Here is a 20341-nt window from a genome sequence, read left to right as displayed (position 1 = left end):
TATGTCCTACATCCTCGACGCCCTCAAGCGGGCCGATGCCGAACGCGAGCGCGGCGCCGTGCCCGGCCTGCAGTCGCGCCACGCGACGTTGCCCGCCGCCGAAACCGACCGCCGCGCGCGAAATTACCTCTGGCTGGCAGCAGCAGTCCTGGCGCTCGGCGGCATGGCCGCAGGCGTGTGGCTCTGGCAAACACCTTCCGGCACCGAGCGGCTGGCGGCGGTCGCGCCCGCCGTGGTCACGCCGCCGCCACTGGTGCCGCCCGTGCCATCGCCAATAGTGTCCATGCCGGCATCGCCGCCTGCGGTGGTGGCGCCACGGGTTGTCGCCTCTTCCCCACCTGTCGTGAATCGCGTTGCGCCAAAACCTGCGCCCAAGCCGGCACCTGCGGCCTCTGCGGCTGCCGTGCAACCGCAGCCCAAGCCCAAAACAGAGCCTGTCGCCAAGGCAGCGGCAAGCCAGGCTGCGCCGCCTGCCGTGCGGCTGCTTGGCGATCTGCCCGAAGACCTGCGTCGTCAGATTCCGCCGCTGCTCATCACCGGCTCGGTTTATTCGAACAACCCGGACAAGCGGCTGCTGCTGGTGAACAACCAGGTTCTCCCGCAGGGCAGCCTGGCCGCGCCCGGGGTGACACTGGAACAAATCCAGGCCAAGAGTTCGGTGTTCAGTTATCAAGGCACACGGTTTCGGGTGGCGCATTGATGGTTTCGCCTGCCTGCGCTGAACAGCCGCCTCGTGGTCACCTGGCGCGCAGGCGTTGAGCCAGGCAACAACTTTTCAGCATTCAATAGGACTCTTGCGCAAGTACAGCATGCGCAAGCAGCTATTGATTTAATAGCAAAAATTTGTCAGGCAGCCTGAGTGTCGTGATGCACGGGCAGGGTGGTTTCGCGCTGTTACCGAGCCGGCAGGTCAAACACCAGGCAAGTGGTCGTGGCATGCGCATACAGCTTGCCGTCCGGCCCGACGATGCGGCCCTCGGCCGTGGCCAGCTGCTTGCCGCAGTGGATCACCGTGCTAATGGCGCGCAGCGGTCCGGTTTCGTGCGAGGCCGTCCGAACGATGTTGATGCCCAGCTCGGCCGTGGTGTAGCCCCGGCCCGCCGGCATCAACGAATGCACCGCGCAGCCCACCGCCGAATCGAGCAGCGTGGCATACCAGCCGCCATGCACCGTGCCCAGCGGGTTGTAGTGCTTGAGCTGCGGCGTGCCCTGGAAAGTCGCCTTGCCGGGCTCGACGGCGATCAGCGCGAAGTCCAGCGTCTCGGCTATGTGCGGGTAAGGCAGTTCGCCTGCCAGCATCGCCTGCATGATTTCCATGCCGGTCTTGTCGGCCACCCATTCGGGGTTGGCCAGGCCGGGCTTGCCGCCGCCGGCCAGCAGCTTGACGCGCACCGCCGCGCTTTCTTCCATCCACTCGGTCAGTGTGTCCTTTTTGCGGGTCATGTTGTTCCTTTACGGCAGGGTTTCAACGGGTGTTTTTCAGGAAGCTGCTGCGGTTGTCGGCTTCGGCGTACCGGGCGCGGCCAGCTCTTACATGGCGAACAATGCGCGGCGCGGGATCTTCGGGCTCCTCGTCGTCCCGCTGTTCATCGTCCCGGTACTGGTCGCGCAGGGCCAGCGCGCCGGCGGCCAGGCCGATGGCAAGCGCGGCATGAACCGCCAGCAACGCTCCATTCGACAGGCGGTGCTCGTAGCCAGGCGTGAAACGGTGCGGCGTGAGCTTGAAATCGACCAGACAGGCGGTAGCGCTGGTGGCCGCCGCACCCAGCACCACGCCGGGCGTGGTGCGCAAAGCCGGCCGGTCGCTGGCAAGGGCCGCATACAGCGCGGCCCAGAACGTGGCCGCGACATGGTGCGTCAGGTAGCCTGCCGCCGTGTGGGCCAGGTCCGCTTTGTCCAGGCGCAGCGCTTGGTCGCCCCAATACCAGTGGCTGACGGCATTCAGGGGCGCCGCCGCGCTGCCTGACTCGCGGCGGCCGGCAAGCGCCAGCACTGCTGTGGAAATCAGGCTGGCAAGACTGCCTGCAAGCAGGCCTTGGCTGAGGACCAGTTTCCATTTTTTCACGCTCAAGCTCCTTGTAAAACGCCTACTTTGCCGCAGTCCCGGCCCAGTGACTGTAGGCCCTGGCCGAACGTCAAGATAAGGCGCTTTCCTGCAATCAGCCGGGATGAAAGCATGATTAATTTCTGGAGCAGGGTATGGACTGGTCGGGTTCAGCGGTTCTCGCCCAGATGCTGGGCACGTGAACGGCCGTTTCGTGCCCATCCTACGCGCCCCGGCAAAATGATCGCGTTCGCTGTGCACAATCAACATCGCCGGCGGGCGCCTTGACCGCCGCACCGATGCAAGCGCAGCGAGCCCCGAACATCGCATTGGAGAAGCCCCCCTTGAGTCCCCTGCTGAACTGGAATGACATTGACCTGGTCGTGTTTGACGTTGACGGAACGCTGTACGACCAGCGGCGCCTGCGCCTTGCCATGCTGCGCCGCCTGCTGGCCGCCACCTGGCGAACGCGCAGCCTGGACACGCTCCTGACCTTGCGCACGTTTCGCCAAGTGCGTGAAGCGCTCGGCGACCGGCCGCAAGCAGACTTCATGCGCCTGCAATATGCCCGGACGGCCGCACGGCACCACAAGACCGAGGGCGAGGTGCGCGCCCTGACGAGCGAATGGATGGAGCGCCAGCCGCTGCCCTTGCTGGCCGGCTGCCGCTATCCGCACCTGGACGCGCTGTTTGCCGGCTTGCGCGGCGCAGGCAAGCAGGTTGCCGTGTTTTCCGATTACCCGGCCCTTGACAAGCTGGCGGCCCTCGGCCTGCAGGCCGCGCCGGTCGTTTGCGCCACCGACGCAGCAGTGGCCAGGCTCAAGCCCGACCCGGCCGGCCTGCTGGACATCCTTCGCCAAACCGGGGTTGATGCGCGGCGCGCGCTGATGATTGGCGACCGCTTCGACCGTGACGCCGTGGCCGCCAGCCGGGCCGGCATGCGCGCGCTGATTCGCTCTGGCAGGCAGCATCCGGACTACGGCACCTTCCGCGCTTATGACGATCCGGTATTCCAGCCCCTGCTGGCCGGGCGGGCGCCCGCCGGCGAAGTGGGCTAAGGCGTCACGGTGTAGTTCAGCGTCATGCGTCCGCCATCGACGACGACGATCTCGCCGGTGATGTAGCTTGCGGCGTCGCTGGCCAGGTAAGCCACCGTGTCGGCAATCTCCGACGGCTCGCCCAGGCGGCGCATGGGCGTGCGGCTCATGATCCGGGCCCTGGCCTCTTCGCTGGTCAGCACGGCCTGGGCGGCCAGTTCGGTGGCGATGGTGCCCGGCGCCACGGCATTCACGCGAATGCCCTTGTCGGCCAGCGACAGCGCCATCACCCGCGTCAGCTGGTTGATGCCGCCCTTGCTGACGTTGTAGCTGGCTATCGTCGGAATCGCCAGCACGCCATTGACCGAACTCATGTTGACGATGCTGCCCCGGCCCGCCTTGGCCATCTCGCGCGCCACCGCCTGGCCCATCAGAAATGAGCCCTTGAGGTTGACGCGCAGCACGTCATCGAAATCGGCCTCGCTCATGTCGAGGAAATCGGCGGCCCTGAAAATTCCGGCATTGTTCACCAGCACGTCAATGCGGCCATACGCGGCCAGGGTTTGCGCCACCAGCGCATCGACCTGCGCCTTGTCGCCGACATCGCAATGCGCATACACGCCGCCCAGTTCGGCCGCCAGCGCGGTGCCGCGCGTGTCGTCGATGTCGGCAATCACGACCTGTGCGCCCTCGCGGGCAAAGCGGCGGATGCAGGCTTCGCCGATGCCCTGCGCGCCGCCGGTGACGATGCAGACGCGGCGCTCTAAGCCAAAGTTGATTTGTGATGATTTGGTGTTCATGCGCTTATCGTATATGAGCTTTGTGCTATTTAATTTGTAGCATATGCGCATGCGTTTCAGGCGCTGGGCGGCGCTGCCAGCCGTTGTAGCAGACGATCCCGCGCGATTCCTGTCGCCTGCGTGAAGATTTTTCCTGGTTTTTTCTAAAGTTTTCTTTATTTCTGGCTGATAGAACGACTGGACAGGCGTTTGATCCGTGGACTGATATCGAGACCAACCGGATGCAGCACGCCTGATCCCGATCTCCAACAAAAAGCCGATATGAACGAAACTGAAAAATACCTCAATAGTCACTATCGAAGGGCAGACCGGATCATGCTGCCGGTGTTGTGGGGGCTGTTTGTCGTTTCCCTGGCGTTATCTGGCCTGGTACGACACCCTTTGGTGGGTGCTGCTGATTGGTTTGCCCACGGCCATCATTCCCACGGCCCTGGTCTTTGGCTCGCCCGGCTCGTTGATGACGCGGTCATCCATCGCGGCCGCATGCATGGTGTTTGCCGGGCTGCATGTGCATCAGGCCGCAGGAATGACCGAGTTTCACTTCGGCATCTTTGTGCTGCTGGCTTTTTTGCTGGTCTACCGGGACTGGCGCGTCATCGTGGTGGCGGCAGCCGTCATCGCCGTGCATCACCTGAGCTTTAACTTCCTGCAGGAACTCGGGTATGGCGTGATCTGTTTCACCAAGCCGGGGCTTGGCCTTGTCATCGGTCATGCGGCCTATGTGGTGGTCGAGGCGGGCGTGCTGACCTATCTGGCCATTTTGATGCAGCGCGAACTGGTGCAATCGGCCGAGCTCGATGTGCGCGTGATGTCACTTTGCGCCGACGAGGCGGGAACCATTGACCTGTCGGCCACCATGGAGCCGTATAGCCAAAGCGCCAGGGATCTGGAACGCGTCCTGAACGCGCTGCGCAAGGCCATGACCGACATCAATCAGGGCGCGCAGACCATCGCCACGGCCTCCAGCCAGATCGCTGCAGGCAACCAGGACCTGTCCAGCCGCACTGAGGAACAGGCGAGTTCGCTGGGACAAACCGCCGCCTCGATGGACGAGCTGACCTCGACCGTCAGCCAAAACGCCGACAACGCCCGCCAAGCCAATGAACTGGCCTTGACGGCTTCCGGCGTGGCCGTCAAGGGAGGAAACGTGGTCGCGCAGGTCGTCGGCACGATGGGTGCAATCAACACCTCGTCGCGCAAGATCGTGGACATCATCGGCGTGATCGACGGCATCGCCTTTCAGACCAACATCCTGGCCTTGAACGCCGCAGTCGAAGCCGCCAGGGCCGGCGAACAGGGCAGGGGCTTTGCAGTGGTGGCCGCCGAAGTGCGCAACCTGGCCCAGCGCAGCGCGGCAGCAGCCAAGGAGATCAAGGTGCTGATCGACGACTCGGTGCAAAAGGTCGGCCAGGGCAGCCACCAGGTAGCCGAGGCTGGCCGAACGATGGAGGAGATTGTCGAGAGCGTCAGGCGCGTGACCGACATCATGGCCGAGATCCAGACGGCGAGCCAGGAGCAGACGCAGAGCATCGGCCAGATCAACCAGGCGATCACGCAGATGGACCAGGTGACGCAGCAAAACGCCGCGCTGGTCGAAGAAGCCGCCGCCGCAGCGCAGTCGCTGCAGGAGCAGGCCGGAAATCTGGCCCAGGTGGTCAGCGTGTTCCGGCTGGACGATCAGTCCGTGCAGGGCCCGGCTGCGGCCCGGCCGGTGCAGGCAACCAGCGCGTACGCCGTCAAGCGCCAGCCGCCGCAGGCCAGGCGCGGTATCAAAGCGCCTCGCCCCGAGCCGCGACCACGACTGGCTGCCGCGACCGGAACGGGGGATTGAAAAGCGTTTTAAGTTTGAGCTGGCGCGAGACCAGGCCGGCCTTCAAATGGCCATGTAGCGGCCGGGCCGGTGGTTGATGGTGAGCGTCATGTTCAGCACCACCGCGCCCAGCACCGACAGCGCGACCCGCTCGCCGTCGGCCACCATCAGCGCGCCCAGCACGATCAGCGCGTCCATGGCCATCTGCACCTTGCCGGCGCGCCAGCCAAAGCGTTCCTGCAGATAGAGCACCAGCACATTGAGTCCGCCCAGACTGGCGCGGTGGCGAAACAGCATCAGCATGCCGGTGCCGCACAGCAGCCCGCCCAGCACCGCCGCCAGGGGCGGCGACAAAAAGTCAAAATGCAGGCCCAGCGGCAGGAAATGCACGAACAGCGACAGCAGGCCGACGGCCGCGAAGGTCTTGGCGGTAAAGGCCTTGCCCATGCGTTTCCAGGCAAACACATAAAAAGGCAGGTTGATGACGAAAAACGCCAGGCTGAAACTCACGCCCGTGGCGTAGTGGATCAAAAAGGCAATGCCCGCCGTGCCGCCCGTGAGCAGCCCGGCGGTGCCAAACATCACCACGCCCAGTGCCACGAACAGCGTGCCGATGACCAGCGCCTGAATGTCCTCGTACCAGCGGTGGCGTGTTAGCGCCGCCGTGTCCGCAGCGGCGCTCATGGTGTCGGCCGGGTCATGGGCATGGGAAAACTCCTGTTCTTGCAAAGCTGCGAGCCTGAGGAATTGCACGCCGCCGGGGGGCTGGCCCAGGTCATGAAGCGGCCTTGCCGCCAAGCCTGCGCTGGCGCTGGCATGCATGATGCTCTTTTTTTAATAGCTGGCAGCGCTTGCTGGTAGTGCGCAAAAGGCATATTTCTTATGAATTTTGTGCTGAAAATGAAAATCGCCCGGCAACCGTGAAGGATTGCAGGGCGATGCATGCTTGGCGGCGCTTGACTCCCTGAATCAGCTCGCCGCCAAAGGCCGTTTAACGACCGGTGAACGAGCCGGGGCCGCCTGGACGGCGCGGTCCGCCGCTGCGGCCACCCGCACCGCCGCCGCCGGTGCGCGGACCGCCCCGGAAGTTGTTGCGGCTAGGCTGGCCCGACGACGGAAAGCCTGACGAGGCGTGGCTGGCCGGTTGCTGGCTGTCAAAGTCGTTGCGCGGCTCATGGTCACGCTGCTGGCGCGGTGCCGGGGCATGGGCGTTTCTTGGCTGGTTGAAAGACGGCTGGCCGCCGCCTTGCGGATAACCGGCGTTCTGGCGCGGCTGGGCCGGGCTGCGGCGGTCGGCATTGCCGCCACCGTTGCCGCCGAAGCCGCCACCGCCATTGCCGCCACGGCCAGCGCCCGCGCTGTTGCCAGCAGGGGCACGGGGACCGCGTCCACCGGCGCCTGCACCGGCATTGCCGCCACGCGCGGGCTGTGCGCCCTTGGTGTCGCGGATGCGCGTCATCATTTCGCTGCGAGCAGCCTTGGCGGCGGCCTGCATCACGTCGCGGCTAGGTGGCTTGCCGAGGCCGCCCCAGATGGTCTGGCGGCCCATGGCCAGCGGCTCGGCGCGTTCGCCGGGCTCGGCTTCGAAGCCGGGAACGATGACGTTTTCGATGTTCTGCTTGGTGAAGCGCTCGATGTCCTGCATGAAACCTTCTTCGTCCAGGCACACCAGGCTGACGGCTTCGCCGCTGTTGCCGGCGCGGCCGGTGCGGCCGATGCGGTGGACGTAGTCTTCGCTGACGTTCGGGATTTCATAGTTCACGACATGCGGCAACTCGTCGATGTCGATGCCGCGTGCGGCAATGTCGGTGGCCACCAGCGCACGGATGTCGCCGTTCTTGAAGCCTTGCAGCGCCTGCGTGCGCGCCGTCTGGCTCTTGTTGCCGTGCAGCGCCATGGCCGGGATGCCGGCCTTGGTCAGGTGCTCGGCGACATTGTTGGCGCCGAACTTGGTGCGCGTGAACACCAGCACCTGGCTCCAGTTGTGCTCGTTGATGATGTGCGTCAGCAGCGCTTTCTTCTTGCTGCGGCCAACCGGGTGGATGGTCTGCGTGATGCGCTGCACCGTGGTGTTGCGCGGCGTGACCTGGATCGACAGCGGATTGCGCAGCAGGCCATTGGCCAGTTCGCGGATTTCATCGCTGAAGGTGGCGGAAAACAGCAGCGTCTGCTTCTGCTTGGGCACCAGCGCCAGCACCTTCTTGATGTCATGGATGAAGCCCATGTCCAGCATGCGGTCGGCTTCGTCCAAAATCAGCACCTGCACCTGGCTCAGGTCCAGCGTGCCCTGGCTCGCATGGTCGAGCAGGCGGCCGGGGGTGGCGACCAGAATGTCGACGCCACGGCGCAGCTTGTCGATCTGCGCGCCCATGCCGACACCGCCGAACATCACCATCGAGGTGAGGTCCAGGTATTTGCCGTAGGTGCGAACGCTTTCCTCGACCTGTGCCGCGAGTTCGCGGGTTGGCGTCATGATCAAAGCGCGAACGGCATTGACGCCGCGCCGGTTGGTCAGGCGCGGCTCGGACGAGAGGCGCTGCAGCAGCGGCAGGGTAAATGCTGCGGTTTTGCCGGTACCGGTCTGGGCGCCGCCCAGCAGGTCGCTGCCCGCAAGCACGGCCGGAATGGCCTGTGCCTGGATCGGCGTGGGCGTGTCGTAGCCCTGCTCAAGCACGGCCTTCAAAATGGCCGGGGCCAGGTTCAATTCTTCAAATTTCATGGAATGTTGCGCCGCTGGGGCGCTTGTCTTGATCGGCCTGTTGGGCGCCTTGGTTTGAAGGCAACCCGCCAGTCATAGGCAGATGGGGTCAAGGAGCCGGGCTGAAAAACATCGCAGCTGGGTTGCTAAACCTGTCCCTGGATGTGCCCGAATGTTGAAGGCAACTGGAGCCCTGCAACCTCGCTATTGTTGCACGGAACGATAATCAACGGATTAAAGCCTGTATTTCGCCTCTAATGGCGCACTCAGGCATGCCGCCCAGCCCGCACAATGCGGCATTCATTTGCCAACTGGCGGGCCTGCAATTTATCCTTAGCTGTTTTTATTTAACAAAGTGATCTGATGGCCCAGTACGTATTCACCATGAACAAGGTCGGCAAAATCGTGCCGCCCAAACGACAGATTCTCAAAGACGTCTCCCTGAGCTTTTTTCCGGGCGCCAAGATCGGCGTGCTGGGCGTGAACGGCTCGGGCAAGTCGACCCTGCTCAAGATCATGGCCGGGCTGGACAAGGAAATCGAAGGCGAAGCCACGCCGATGCCGGGCCTGAACATCGGCTACCTGCCGCAGGAACCCAAGCTCGACCCGGAGCACACGGTGCGCGAAAGCGTCGAAGCCAGCATGGGCGCGGTGTTTGCCGCCAAGGCGCAGTTAGAGGCGGTGTATGTCGCCTATGGCGAGCCCGATGCCGATTTCGATGCGCTGGCGACCGAACAGGCTAGGTTGGAGGCCATCATTGCCACGGCTGGCACTGATTCCGAGCACCAGCTTGAAATTGCCGCCGACGCGCTGCGCCTGCCGCCCTGGGATGCCAAGATCGGCCTGCTTTCGGGTGGTGAAAAGCGCCGCGTAGCGCTGTGCAGCATGCTGCTGTCCAAGCCCGACATGCTGCTGCTTGACGAGCCCACCAACCACCTGGATGCCGAATCGGTGGACTGGCTGGAGCAGTTTTTGCAACGTTACCCCGGCACCGTCGTCGCCATCACCCATGACCGCTACTTCCTCGACAACGCGGCCGAATGGATTCTGGAACTGGACCGGGGCCATGGCATTCCGTGGAAGGGCAACTACAGTTCTTGGCTGAGCCAGAAGGGTGACCGCCTGGCGCTGGAGCAAAAGGGCGAGGAAGCCCGCGCCAAGGCGCTGAAGAAGGAGCTCGAATGGTCGCGCCAGAACCCGAAGGCGCGCCAGGCCAAGAGCAAGTCGCGCCTGGCACGTTTCGAGGAACTGTCCGATTTCGAATACCAGAAGCGCGTCGAAACCAACGAGATTTTCATCCCGGTGGCAGAGCGCCTGGGCAGCCAGGTGATCGAGTTCCACAACGTCACCAAATCGTTTGGCGACCGGGTGCTGATCGACAACCTGAGCTTCACCGTTCCGGCGGGCGCCATCGTCGGCATCATCGGCCCGAACGGCGCCGGCAAATCGACGCTGTTCAAGCTGATCGCCGGCAAGGAAAAGCCGGACAGCGGCGAGGTGGTGATCGGCTCGACCGTCCGCATGGCCTTCGTGGACCAGAACCGCGACGACCTGGCAAATGAAAAAACCGTCTGGGAAGACATCTCGGGCGGCCTGGACATTCTCAATGTCGGCAAGTTCCAGATGCCCAGCCGTGCCTACGCCGGCCGCTTCAACTTCAACGGCGGCGACCAGCAAAAGCGTGTCGGCACGCTGTCGGGCGGCGAACGCGGGCGCCTGCACCTGGCCAAGACCCTGATTGCCGGTGGCAACGTGCTGATGCTCGACGAGCCGTCGAACGACCTGGACGTCGAAACCCTGCGCGCGCTCGAAGACGCGCTGCTCGAATTCGCCGGCTCCATCATGGTCATCAGCCATGACCGCTGGTTCCTCGACCGCATCGCCACCCACATCCTGGCGGCAGAGGGCGACAGCCAGTGGACTTTCTTTGACGGCAACTACCAGGAATACGAAGCCGACAAGAAGAAGCGACTCGGCGAGGAGGGCGCCAAGCCCAAGCGCATGCGTTTCAAGGACTTGAAGTAATGCCCCCACGGTCGCTCACTGCGTGTAGCTTCCGGCCCCCCGAGGGGGCCACTGCGCCTGCGGCCCGGCAAAGCCGGTTCCGCGGCCCTGGCTGGTGGGGAAGTGGCCGTCCTGCGCTGCGACCGTTGGCTACTGAGAAGGGTGGATCATGACCGACGACGAAGTCCTGAACCAGACCCGCCACTGGCTTGAAAAAGCCGTGATCGGTCTGAACCTTTGCCCGTTTGCCAAGGCGGTGTATGTCAAGAACCAGGTTCGCCTGGTCGTGAGCCAGGCGCGCCATGCCGACGACCTGCTCGAAGAACTCGACCGCGAGCTGGACCTGCTGGTCAATACGCCCGCCGAGCAACTCGATACGACGCTGCTGATCCATCCAACGCTGTTTGATGATTTTCTGGATTTCAACGATTTCATGGAGGTTGCCGAGGGCGTGCTGGACGAGCACGGGCTCGAAGGCGTGGTGCAGCTGGCCAGCTTTCATCCAAAGTTCCAGTTTGACGGCACCGAACTTGAGGACATTGGCAACTACACCAACCGGGCGCCGTTTGCGATGATTCACTTGCTGCGCGAGGAAAGCATTGCGCGGGCGGTGGAGGCGTTTCCACATGCCGAAGCCATATTTGAAGAAAATATCCGGACGCTTGAAAAGCTGGGTCACTCGGGCTGGCAGGCCCTGGGCTTGAATTCCGACTGATCCATGCTAGGTAAGCAAATGCCAAGGCTTGGCACCCCGAATTTCTTATGCGAAATTTTGCCAGAAGTGAGGTAGCAGACGCCATGACAAACCCAACACACGCGCCAGGTGCGGCCTTTCAGTCATGCCTTGAAGCAGCCCTCAAGCAGTGCCCTTTCTTGATTGACCGCTGGACTTCAAGGCTTGCGGACGCCATGTATGAGCGTTCGCTAGGTGTTGCCGATTCCTGGGAACGGCATCAGCTTCAGGATGCCATCTCGGTTCTCAAGAAAAACCGCTTAAGCATTGAGCAAGGCTTTTCCGAAAGATTGAAAAAGGCCATGGCTGCTGACGGCGCCACCAAGAGCGCCAGCAAAAAGCCGGTCCAATCCGGGCGCCCGCTGTCGTCGGTCAGCTTTGATGACCTCGAACTGATGGGAGACAGCCAGGTTCAGCAAGCCGTGGAGACCGCGCGCTTGCAGCAGCTCGTGAAACTGGGCTGCGAAGCCGGGCTGTCCAGTTTCTCCGCGCGGCTGAGCACGGCGCAGGGCTTGCTAATGGTCAAGGTCGACAGCAACCCCCTGCGCCCGGAAATCATGGCCCTGGCCTTGCTCGAATTGCTTCAGTCACTTCCCGCGTCAGCCCAGACACGGGCCTACTGGCTGCTCGATGGCGCCCGGATCATGGGCGAGGAGCTCCAGTCGCTGTATGTGTTCCTGAATGATTTCCTCGCCGGCCAGGGAATTGCTCCGGCGGCCTATGGTGTCATTGGCGCGGCTCAGGGCAGGGCGTCAGGCGCGTGGTTGTCTGAAAAAACAGAACATGTACCGCCAGCCCCGTCGTTTTCCGGGCAGGCCGATATCCCCAAAGGCCTGACTGCGCAAGAAAATGCCTCAACGCATGCCGGGCGCAGGCCCTTGCTCACGCTGGACCTTCTGCATCACCTGTTGATCGGTGACTATGAAGATGCCGGCCATGAAGTGACTTCCTTTTCCGAGTTCGGCACTGAAGAGCTTGTGCACCAGGATTTTTCGCACACGGTGCCAGTCGCGCTCGATGCGCTGACCGAGCTTGAAGAGAAGGGCCTGGTTTCCGCCAGTGCGAAATTGACTCGGCCCCCGCCCTCGGCGCCGGTGGCCTACCTGCGGGCCCGGCTCAAAACCGATGCCAAGACGCTGGGCCAGTCATTGGCCATTGAAGTGGTCGGACTGATGATCGAGCAGGTGGCCAGCGATGAGCGGCTCCTGGCGCCGGTCCAGCAGATGATTGCGAGTGCGGAACCGGCTTTTTTGCGGCTGGCGGTGACAGATCCCCGGTTTTTTAGTGACAAAAGCCATCCGGCAAGAAGGCTGCTGGACGCCATCACCCGCGCCAGCCTGGGATATGCCAATGAAAACGCGGCTGGCTTTCCGGAATTTTTGCAGCACCTGCGCGAAGTTGCCGTCCTGCTCGGAAACGAGCGGGTCAGCGATTCCGATGATTTCGCCAGTTTGCTGCGTGACTTCGAACGCAGGCAAAGCCGCAATACCCCTGAAAACCGCAAGATGCAGCGCCTCGCGGTCCAGGCCCTGCTTCAGGCAGAACAACGAAACCTGATGGCCGTCAAGATTGCCGCCGAAATCAGGGCCCGACCCGATTTCATCGACGATAACCGCATCATCACGGCTTTTCTCACCGGTCCCTGGGCGCAGGTCATGGCCCGGGAGCGGCTGGCCGTGCTGGGCAAAACTTCCGGCGGCAGCCCGTCGGCATTCAGCCTGGCGCTGGACGATGTCCTCTGGAGCTTGAACGTCGAGCAGGCGACGAGGCACCGCAGACGACTCCTCAAGCTGATCCCGGACCTGATCGAGTCGCTCAGGCAGGGACTGCTGTCGATCGATTTTCCGGCCGAGCAATCGCGGCCGTTTTTTGATGAACTCATGCTGGTCCACCAAGCCGCTCTCAAGGCGGTCTCCGGCCTGCCAGCGCAGCCTGTAAAAGACAGCCATTCGCTGGGCAAGATGTTTGTCGAAAATTCCGCTTCGATGCCGCTGTGGCTGGCGCCGTCCGAGGTTCAGGACTCCGGCTTCATGAATGACCCGGACGATCCAACCCAGCCGTGGTCGGCCGCCAGCCTGCTGGAGCCTGAAGGCAGCGGGCATTCCGCCAGTGCTGAACTGAACGGGAAAATAGAGCTTGACCTGGGCGACTGGGTTGACTTGCTTGTGGACATGCAGTGGCTGCGGGCGGAACTGACATGGGTCAGCCCCCTGGGCACCTTGTTCATGTTCACCAGCCAGGGGGGGCGCAAGCATTCGATGACCTCCCGCGTGCTGCGCAACCTGCTCACGCTGGACCTGGTCAAGGTCGTCAGCCAGCAGGGTGTGGTCGATGATGCGCTGGACAGCGTTGCCCGCACGGCCATGCAAAACAGCGTGCACGACAAGGGCCGGTCCTAGTGCTTTCGTTTGAGCTTGAAAATAACATTTTCAGTATCAAATAGGCCTCTTGCGCAGGTGTGGCCTGCGCTAGCAGCTATGAATTAAGTAGCAAAAATTTGTTAGATGCCTTGAGTGCCGTGGTCAACGACAAAGGCGATCTCGCGCCAGCATCAAGCCGTTCTGGCCGTGTTCAGCCAGCGGCTGGCCAGTTGCACCCAGTAGGCGGCGCCCAGCGGAATCAGCTCGTCGTTGAAGTCATAGCTCGGGTTGTGCAGCGTGCAGGGGCCGCCGCCATGGCCAATGTCGCGGTGAGCGCCTTCGCCGTTCGATATGAAGCAATAGGCCCCAGGCCTGGCCTGCAGCATGTAGGAAAAATCCTCGGCGCCCATGGTGGGTTCCTGTTGCATGACCTTGTCCGCGCCGACGATGCCCGACATGACCTGGCGCGCGAAATCCGCCTCGGCCGCCGAGTTGATGGTGGGCGGGTAGTTGCGCGAGAACTCGAACTCGCAATGCGCCTCAAACGCCGCGCAGATGTGCTGCGCAATCGCCCGCATGCGCTGCTCGATCAGGTCCAGCACCTCGATGCTGAAGGTGCGCACGGTTCCCTGGAGTTCGCAAAAGTCGGGCACCACGTTGGTGGCTTCGCCGGCGTGGATCATCGTGACCGAAATGACGCCCGCATCGACCGGCTTCTTGTTGCGGCTGATGATGGTCTGAAAGGCCAGCACCATCTGGCAGGCCACCGGCACCGGGTCGATGCCGGTGTGCGGCATGGCGGCATGGCCGCCCTTGCCGCGAATGACGATCCTGAATTCGTTGCTCGACGCCATGACCGGCCCGGCGCTGACGGCAAACGTGCCGACCTCGCCGCCCGGCCAGTTGTGCATGCCGAAGACCGCTTCCATCGGAAACTTTTCGAACAGGCCATCCTGGATCATTTCCCGCGCACCGCCGCCGCCTTCTTCGGCCGGCTGGAAGATCAGGTACACCGTGCCGTCAAAGTCGCGGTTTTTTGAAAAATGTTGCGCGGCTGCCAGCAGCATGGCGGTGTGGCCGTCATGGCCGCAGGCGTGCATCTTGCCCGCGTGTTGACTGGTGTGGGCGAACTGGTTGAACTCCTGCATCGGCAGGGCGTCCATGTCGGCCCGCAGGCCCACACCACGCCCGCAAGCGCCGCCGTCACGCCCGTGCACGATACCGACGACGCCGGTCGTGCCCATTCCCCGGTGGATCGCAATGCCCCAGTCCGTCAGTTTGCGGGCCACCAGATCAGCCGTTCTAAGCTCCTGAAAGCACAGTTCCGGATGGGCATGGATATCGCGTCGAACCGCGGCGATTTCTGCAGCCTCCGACGCGAGGGAGTCAATAATTTCCACGTTGAGAACCTTTTAAAAATAGGATGGACGCCAGGCTTGCTCAGTGCGAAAGCGAACAGTGAGCGTGAATCCTGGCAAATCCAGGCGCCGTGACCAGCGCCACAGGCCTTGTTTTTATCACGCCCGCTCAGCCGCCGCCATGTAAAAAGACCAGCGCTGCGTTGAAAATATAGGTTGCCAGCAGCCCCGCACTGACCCAGCTCAGCACTCGCAACTCGCGCCCCTGCGGCCGCATCACCAGGCCGCTCATCACCACCGCCGAAATGGCCGCGCCGCCATGCACCGGCGAGGCGTCGATCAGCAGCGGGCCATGCGTGTAAAAAATGTCATCAATGGCCAGAATCGCCACGTTGAACAGCTTGCTTCCAAGCAGGTTGCCAATCGCCATGTCCAGCGCGCGCAGGCGCAAGGCCAACAGCGTGACCGCGATTTCGGGCTGCGTGGTGACGAAGGCCATGAAGAGCGTGCCGACAAAGCTCCGGCTCCAGCCCATCATCTAGCGCCGCCAAGCCAAAGCGGGTCCATTCGGGCCTCAATCCAGGCGTGGGCTGCGCCATGGCTTCGGCGCTGGCGGGCGCAGTCGCCGCTGGCTGCACGCAGCGCAGCGACTGCTCGTGCGCAAAAATGCTGCGCAGCGCCAGCAGGTAGAGCGCCAGCAGCACCGGGCTGTACAGCCCCAGGTGCAGCATTGCCGGCGTGGTGCCGGGCAGCAGCAGGCTCATCGCCACAAAGCCGAGCATCACCACGCCGAAGGCCGCCGACAGCAGGTGCGCCGCGCTGGCATGGCGGTAGATCGGCTGGCGGCGCTGCAGCGCATCAATCACCACCAGAAACACCAGGTTGAACACGCAGGCGCCCAGCGCATTGCCGACGGCCAGGTTGGCGCGTCCATCACCGTCACCGCGCTGATGCCCGAGGCGAGTTCGGGCAGCGAGGTCACGGTGGCCAGCAGCGCCAGGCCGATCTAGCCGCCTGTCAAGCCGGTCGCCCGGGCCATGCGGTCAGCGCTCTGACAAATCCAGTATCCGGCCACGCCGATCAGTGCCGCGCACGGCAGGAATTGCAGCGCCAGCAGCCCGGGCGTCATCGCGCCAGCCTGCGGCCGATCCGCACGACGAGCTTGCGCAGCTCTTCTGCCCACAGCACGCCGCTGGCCAACGCGGCCAGCGGCAGCAGGGAAGCGGGTGCCAGCGGCACGGTATGGAACAGCGCGTTCATCGGCGGCGCATACAGCACCAGCGCCTGTAGTCCCATGCTCAGTGCCAGGCCGCCGAGCAGCCAGGGGCTTTTGAACACCCCCAGCGCCAGCGCCGAGCGGGTGGCCGACTGGCAGTTCAGCACATTGAACCACGCGCACATCGCCAGCATCGTGAAGGTTTCGGTGCGCACCAGTTCGATCGGTACTTCCTGCCCGAGTCGCCACCAGAACCAGCCGAAGGTCACGCCAGCGATCAGCGGCGTCATCAGCAGCACCCGCGCCAGCATGTCGCGGTCCAGCAGCGGGTCGTCTCGCGGCACTGGCGCGCGCCTCATCTCCTCGCCATCGGGCGGGTCCATCACCAGGTTCACTGTCACAGTGCCTTCGGTGACGATGTTGATCCACAGGATCTGCACCGCTACCAGCGGCAGGGGAAACCCCCCCAGAAGGGCCAGTAGCAGCACCAGCACCGCAGCCATCGACGTGGCGAACAGGTACAGGATGACCTTTTTCAGGTTGCCATAGACCACGCGACCCTGCTCGACGGCGCCGACGATGGTCGAGAAGTTGTCGTCGGTGATGATGATCTTGGCCGCGCTCTTGGCCACCTCGGTGCCGGTGATGCCCATGGCCACGCCGACATCGGCGCGCGCCAGTGCCGGTGCGTCGTTGACGCCGTCGCCGGTCATGGCGACTACCTCGCCGCGCGCCTGCAGGGCTTCGACGATGCGCAGCTTTTGCGCCGGGTGCACGCGCGCAAACACGGCAATGCTGTCCAGGTCGTAGCGCAGGTCGGTTTCGCCCATCAGCTCCAGTTCGGCGCCATCGACGGCCCGGTCGCCATCGCGGGCAATGCCGAGTTCTCTAGCAATCGCCAGTCCGGTGAGCTTGTGGTCGCCGGTCACCATCACCGGCCGGATGCCGGCCGCGCGGCATTCGGCGACGGCGGCCTTGACTTCTTCGCGCGGCGGGTCGGTCTGGCCGACCAGGCCGAGCAGGCGGGCGCGTCCGGCCAGCGCGCAAAAGCCCGCGCCGGCGTCCAGCGGGTCGTCGTCCACCACGGCAAAGGCCAGCACGCGCAGCGCCTGCCCGGCCATGGCTTCGGCGGCGGTGCGCGCCGCCTGGGTCAATGCGCCATCGCCGGCGCCGCACAGTCCCAGTACGGCTTCAGGTGCGCCCTTGATGTACACCCGGCGCGGCGCCTCGGCAAAGCGGTGGCGCGTGGCCATCATCTTGGTGTCGGCGTCAAAAGGCAGCTCGGCTTCGCGCGGTGCGTCGTGTTTCAGCTGTTCCAGGTCGATGCCGGCCTTGGCCGCCAGCACGATCAGCGCGCCTTCGGTCGGGTCGCCCAGCACCGTCCACTGGGTTCGGGTTTCTTCGGGCGGCAACAATTGGGCATCGTTGCACAGCGCCGCCGCTTGCAGCAGCGGCAAGGTGGCCGCGTCGTCGGCGCTGAGCCGGCCTTCGGGCGCGTAGCCGATGCCGCTGACGGTGACGTCAATGCCGCCGGGTAGCCAGAGCCGGCTGACGGTCATCTCGTTGCGCGTCAGGGTGCCGGTCTTGTCGGTGCAGATCACCGTGGTCGAGCCCAGCGTTTCCACCGCCGACAGCCGGCGGATGATGGCGCCGCGTCCGGCCATGCTCTGCATGCCCACGGCCAGCGCGATGGTCATGGCCACCGGCAGGCCCTCGGGCACCATCGAGACCATCTGGCTGATCGCCACCATCAGCACATCGGCCAGCGGCAGTTCGCGGTACAGGCCAAGCGCGACGACCGCGACAAACAGCAACAGCGCCGCCGCCACCAGCCAGCGGCCGAACTGCTCGATGCGCTGCTCCAGCGGCGTCTTGGGCTCGGTCGCGTTTTCGGTCATGCCGGCGATGCGGCCGACTTCCGTCTGGGTGCCAATCGCCACAACCACCGCGCGCCCGCGCCCGGCGGTGGCATGGGTGCCGGAAAACACCATGTTGCGGCGGTCGGCCAGGCCGGTGGCTTCAGAAAGGGCCTCGGTCGCCTTGCTGACCGGCATCGACTCGCCGGTCAGCGCGGCTTCGGCGGCCTGCAGCTGCGCGGCCTCGATCAGCCGTGCATCGGCCCCCACCGCATCGCCCGCCGCCAGCAGCAGCACATCGCCGGCCACCAGCTCGCGCGCCTCGATCGAGGTTTCCTGGCCGCCGCGCAGCACCCGCACATGCAGCGCCGAGAGTTGCCGCAGCGAAGCCATCGAGCGTTCAGCGCGGCCCTCCTGGAACGCGCCGATCAGGGCGTTGGCCAGCACCACCAGCAAGATGACCACCGCGTCGCCATGGTGCGACAGCGCGATCGCCAGCACCGCTGCCGCAAACAGGATGTAGATCAGCGGGCTCTTGAACTGGCGCGCAACGATCGCCAGCATGGAGCGGCGCTGCGGCTCGGGCAGCATGTTGGCGCCGTGCTGCGCGCGCCGCCGGTCAGCCTCCGCGGCGCTCAGGCCCGCCGCCGGGTCGCACGCCAGCCGGGCCAGCACCTGCCGGGCCGGCAGGGCGTGCCATGGCGGCGCCGGCGGGTTCTTCGATGGCGCCTCGCTGGCGGGTGCGGGGGGCGTTGACGTCATGGGCGAGCCATTTAAATCTGCCAGCGTAGCGCACAACGCGGCCAAATCAAACGGCGGCGCGAAGCTGGCCGCGCGCAATCCCCTATGCCTTGCGTTAAATCAAGTGATTCTTCATCGGGGCGGTTGTTGGCCTGACTGGCGCTGGCGTTGCAGGATTAAACCCATCCTGGCGCTGGTGGCGGTGGTGCTGCTGGGCAGCGCCTACGGTTCCTTCTGAACGCCGGGCCGGTGTTCCAGTTTGCGGCGCACCAGCCCGATATTGTTGCGCAGCGCATACAGCTCGTTGGCATAGGACAGCGGCACGCTGATCTTTTCGGCGCGGCGCTCCAGGCTGCTAAGTTCTTCCAGCAGCCCGCCTGCGGCGTCCGCGCCGTCGATACGGTTTTCAATGTCGCGCAGCTGGCCGTACCAGCGAAAGATGCGCGAACGCACCCGGAACTCGTACAGCGGCGGCACGATGCGCGACAGCGGCAGCATGATGGCGATGATCAAGCCCATCACCAGCCACATGCGTTCGACCAGGTTGGCCACCCAGAACGGCAGGTAGCGCTGCAAGAACGGCTTGTCGTTGCGGATGCTGCGCTCGGCCTCGGCTGAAATCGGCACCTCGTTCTGCGCCAGCTTGGGGTATTCGCGGGCCTGCTTGAACCAGCCCGCGCTGCCGTGGATGTCGTTGCCCGCCAGTGCGAACAGCTGCAGCAGCGCCGGGTGCGTGCCGGTGCGCGTGAGCAGGGTGGTGGTCGGCGCCAGCAGGCGAACGTCCTGCGGCGGAATGTCGGCAGCCAGATCGACCACGCCGCGCGGCAGCACCGCCGGGCTTAAAAATGGAAAGCGCCGCGAATAGGCTTCGCTCTGCGCAAAATCCATCAGCTTGACACCGGGCGTCTGCAGCAGCATCTGCACCATCAGCGACTCGGGCGCCGAGGCGAACACGATGGCGTCGAGCTCGCCGCCCAGAAAGGCCACGGTGGCCGGCGTCTGCTCCAGCTCGGACAGGGCCAGTGCGCCGCTGTCGATGCGGTTGCTCTCGAGCAATTTGGCCATCAGGCTGGGCAGGCCGCTGCCCGCCGTGCCGACGTTGACGCGCAGCTCCTTGAGTTCCGTCAGGGCCGTCAGCGTGGCTTGCGGGTTGACCCGGCGCGCCGCATCTTCGCGGTAGAACAGCCAGACCGGCTCCAGAAACAGGCTGCCCAGCGATTCGAGTTCCTCGTCCGGCGGGTTGCCCGCCTGGTTGCTTCCGCCCTGCACAAAGCCCAAGTCGGCCTTGCCGCCCCGCAGCAACTGCAGGTTGGCGGCCGACCCTTCGGAGGGCAGCAGCACGACATCGATGCCTTCGGTTTTCAGCGCCTCCGCATAGCGCTTGCCAAAGGCCTCGTACGCGCTTTGCGCCGGGCCGGTGGCCAGCGTGACGCGCTTGGGCGGGTTCGGGTCCAGCCAGCTGTAGGCCAACACCAGCAGCGCCACGGCCAGCACCAGAAACGGACCGGCAGAAATCGCCAGGTCGCGCAGTGACAGCAGGGTAAAGCGCAGGGTCTTGGGCATGGGCCGAACCATAGCATGCAGCGCCGAGCCGATGTTTTGGACTCAATTTGTGAGTCAAATAGGCCTTTTGCGCAGTATCCACCAGCGGTGACAGCTATGCTTAAAATAGCAATCCCATGGT

Annotated in this window: 18 protein-coding genes; 8 read left to right on the top strand and 10 right to left on the bottom strand. The window is 64.2% G+C overall.

Annotation, left to right across the window (positions count from 1 at the left end; genetic code table 11):
- Position 1 precedes the first annotated feature (1 nt).
- Complete coding sequence (locus ACP7AD_RS03840; protein WP_426144438.1) at positions 2 to 700, top strand: general secretion pathway protein GspB; 699 nt, start codon at positions 2 to 4, stop codon at positions 698 to 700.
- Between the two features lie 194 nt (positions 701 to 894).
- Here the strand turns inward: ACP7AD_RS03840 and ACP7AD_RS03835 are convergent, their stop codons facing one another.
- Both ACP7AD_RS03835 and ACP7AD_RS03830 read right to left on the bottom strand, forming a co-directional pair.
- Positions 895 to 1443 (bottom strand): PaaI family thioesterase, encoded by a 549-nt coding sequence (locus tag ACP7AD_RS03835; RefSeq protein WP_426144439.1) that lies wholly within the window; start codon positions 1441 to 1443, stop codon positions 895 to 897.
- A 22-nt stretch (positions 1444 to 1465) separates the two neighbouring features.
- Positions 1466 to 2065, bottom strand: coding sequence for a hypothetical protein (locus ACP7AD_RS03830; protein ID WP_426144440.1), 600 nt, complete (start codon positions 2063 to 2065; stop codon positions 1466 to 1468).
- A 323-nt stretch (positions 2066 to 2388) separates the two neighbouring features.
- Between ACP7AD_RS03830 and ACP7AD_RS03825 the strand changes: the two genes are divergently transcribed.
- Complete coding sequence (locus tag ACP7AD_RS03825) at positions 2389 to 3102, top strand: HAD family hydrolase (protein WP_426144441.1); 714 nt, start codon at positions 2389 to 2391, stop codon at positions 3100 to 3102.
- Here ACP7AD_RS03825 and ACP7AD_RS03820 read toward each other — a convergent pair.
- Positions 3099 to 3881 (bottom strand): SDR family NAD(P)-dependent oxidoreductase, encoded by a 783-nt coding sequence (locus ACP7AD_RS03820; RefSeq protein WP_426144442.1) that lies wholly within the window; start codon positions 3879 to 3881, stop codon positions 3099 to 3101. The two genes, ACP7AD_RS03825 and ACP7AD_RS03820, sit on opposite strands and share 4 nt — an antisense overlap.
- A gap of 340 nt (positions 3882 to 4221) precedes the next feature.
- Between ACP7AD_RS03820 and ACP7AD_RS03815 the strand changes: the two genes are divergently transcribed.
- Positions 4222 to 5712, top strand: coding sequence for a methyl-accepting chemotaxis protein (locus ACP7AD_RS03815; RefSeq protein WP_426144443.1), 1491 nt, complete (start codon positions 4222 to 4224; stop codon positions 5710 to 5712).
- 42 nt (positions 5713 to 5754) lie between these two features.
- Here ACP7AD_RS03815 and ACP7AD_RS03810 read toward each other — a convergent pair whose 3' ends face one another.
- A complete protein-coding gene (locus ACP7AD_RS03810) occupies positions 5755 to 6375 on the bottom strand; it encodes a YitT family protein (protein ID WP_426144866.1) in 621 nt (206 codons plus the stop codon).
- Positions 6376 to 6682: 307 nt separating this feature from the next.
- Positions 6683 to 8410, bottom strand: coding sequence for a DEAD/DEAH box helicase (locus ACP7AD_RS03805; protein WP_426144444.1), 1728 nt, complete (start codon positions 8408 to 8410; stop codon positions 6683 to 6685).
- A gap of 342 nt (positions 8411 to 8752) precedes the next feature.
- Here ACP7AD_RS03805 and ettA point away from each other — a divergent pair, with 342 nt between their 5' ends.
- The 3 genes from ettA (at position 8753) to ACP7AD_RS03790 (ending at position 13525) form a co-directional block, all read left to right on the top strand.
- Positions 8753 to 10414 (top strand): energy-dependent translational throttle protein EttA, encoded by a 1662-nt coding sequence (gene ettA / locus ACP7AD_RS03800; RefSeq protein WP_426144445.1) that lies wholly within the window; start codon positions 8753 to 8755, stop codon positions 10412 to 10414.
- A 148-nt stretch (positions 10415 to 10562) separates the two neighbouring features.
- A complete protein-coding gene (locus tag ACP7AD_RS03795; RefSeq protein WP_426144446.1) occupies positions 10563 to 11108 on the top strand; it encodes a DUF1415 domain-containing protein in 546 nt (181 codons plus the stop codon).
- 47 nt (positions 11109 to 11155) lie between these two features.
- Positions 11156 to 13525: a DUF1631 family protein gene (locus ACP7AD_RS03790; RefSeq protein ID WP_426165989.1), complete on the top strand. Its 2370-nt coding sequence runs from the start codon at positions 11156 to 11158 to the stop codon at positions 13523 to 13525.
- 152 nt (positions 13526 to 13677) lie between these two features.
- On the opposite strand, the gene ACP7AD_RS03785 is transcribed toward ACP7AD_RS03790, so the two are convergent.
- Together ACP7AD_RS03785 and ACP7AD_RS03780 are read right to left on the bottom strand one after the other, a co-directional pair.
- Complete coding sequence (locus ACP7AD_RS03785) at positions 13678 to 14886, bottom strand: M20 aminoacylase family protein (protein WP_426144448.1); 1209 nt, start codon at positions 14884 to 14886, stop codon at positions 13678 to 13680.
- Positions 14887 to 15013: 127 nt separating this feature from the next.
- A complete protein-coding gene (locus tag ACP7AD_RS03780; RefSeq protein ID WP_426144449.1) occupies positions 15014 to 15382 on the bottom strand; it encodes a hypothetical protein in 369 nt (122 codons plus the stop codon).
- A gap of 118 nt (positions 15383 to 15500) precedes the next feature.
- Between ACP7AD_RS03780 and ACP7AD_RS03775 the strand changes: the two genes are divergently transcribed.
- A complete protein-coding gene (locus ACP7AD_RS03775) occupies positions 15501 to 15854 on the top strand; it encodes a hypothetical protein (protein WP_426144450.1) in 354 nt (117 codons plus the stop codon).
- Here the strand turns inward: ACP7AD_RS03775 and ACP7AD_RS03770 are convergent.
- Both ACP7AD_RS03770 and ACP7AD_RS03765 read right to left on the bottom strand, forming a co-directional pair.
- On the bottom strand, positions 15851 to 15973 hold the full coding sequence (locus ACP7AD_RS03770; protein ID WP_426144451.1) for a hypothetical protein: 123 nt from the start codon (positions 15971 to 15973) through the stop codon (positions 15851 to 15853). The genes ACP7AD_RS03775 and ACP7AD_RS03770 overlap by 4 nt on opposite strands.
- Positions 15970 to 18678 carry a cation-translocating P-type ATPase gene (locus tag ACP7AD_RS03765; protein ID WP_426144452.1) on the bottom strand — a complete coding sequence of 903 codons (2709 nt, stop codon included), beginning with the start codon at positions 18676 to 18678 and terminating at the stop codon, positions 15970 to 15972. The genes ACP7AD_RS03770 and ACP7AD_RS03765 overlap by 4 nt, the downstream gene beginning before the upstream one ends.
- Here ACP7AD_RS03765 and ACP7AD_RS03760 point away from each other — a divergent pair.
- Positions 18677 to 18895 carry a hypothetical protein gene (locus ACP7AD_RS03760; RefSeq protein WP_426144453.1) on the top strand — a complete coding sequence of 73 codons (219 nt, stop codon included), beginning with the start codon at positions 18677 to 18679 and terminating at the stop codon, positions 18893 to 18895. The genes ACP7AD_RS03765 and ACP7AD_RS03760 overlap by 2 nt on opposite strands.
- On the opposite strand, the gene ACP7AD_RS03755 is transcribed toward ACP7AD_RS03760, so the two are convergent.
- On the bottom strand, positions 18880 to 20220 hold the full coding sequence (locus tag ACP7AD_RS03755; protein ID WP_426144454.1) for a TAXI family TRAP transporter solute-binding subunit: 1341 nt from the start codon (positions 20218 to 20220) through the stop codon (positions 18880 to 18882). The two genes, ACP7AD_RS03760 and ACP7AD_RS03755, sit on opposite strands and share 16 nt — an antisense overlap.
- Positions 20221 to 20341 lie beyond the last annotated feature (121 nt).

The sequence above is a fragment of the Polaromonas sp. DSP2-3-2b2 genome (assembly GCF_049895905.1).
Taxonomy (GTDB): Bacteria; Pseudomonadota; Gammaproteobacteria; order Burkholderiales; family Burkholderiaceae_C; genus Polaromonas.
Note: the sequence above shows the minus strand (reverse complement) of the source record. Positions and strands in the feature narration are given on the sequence as shown.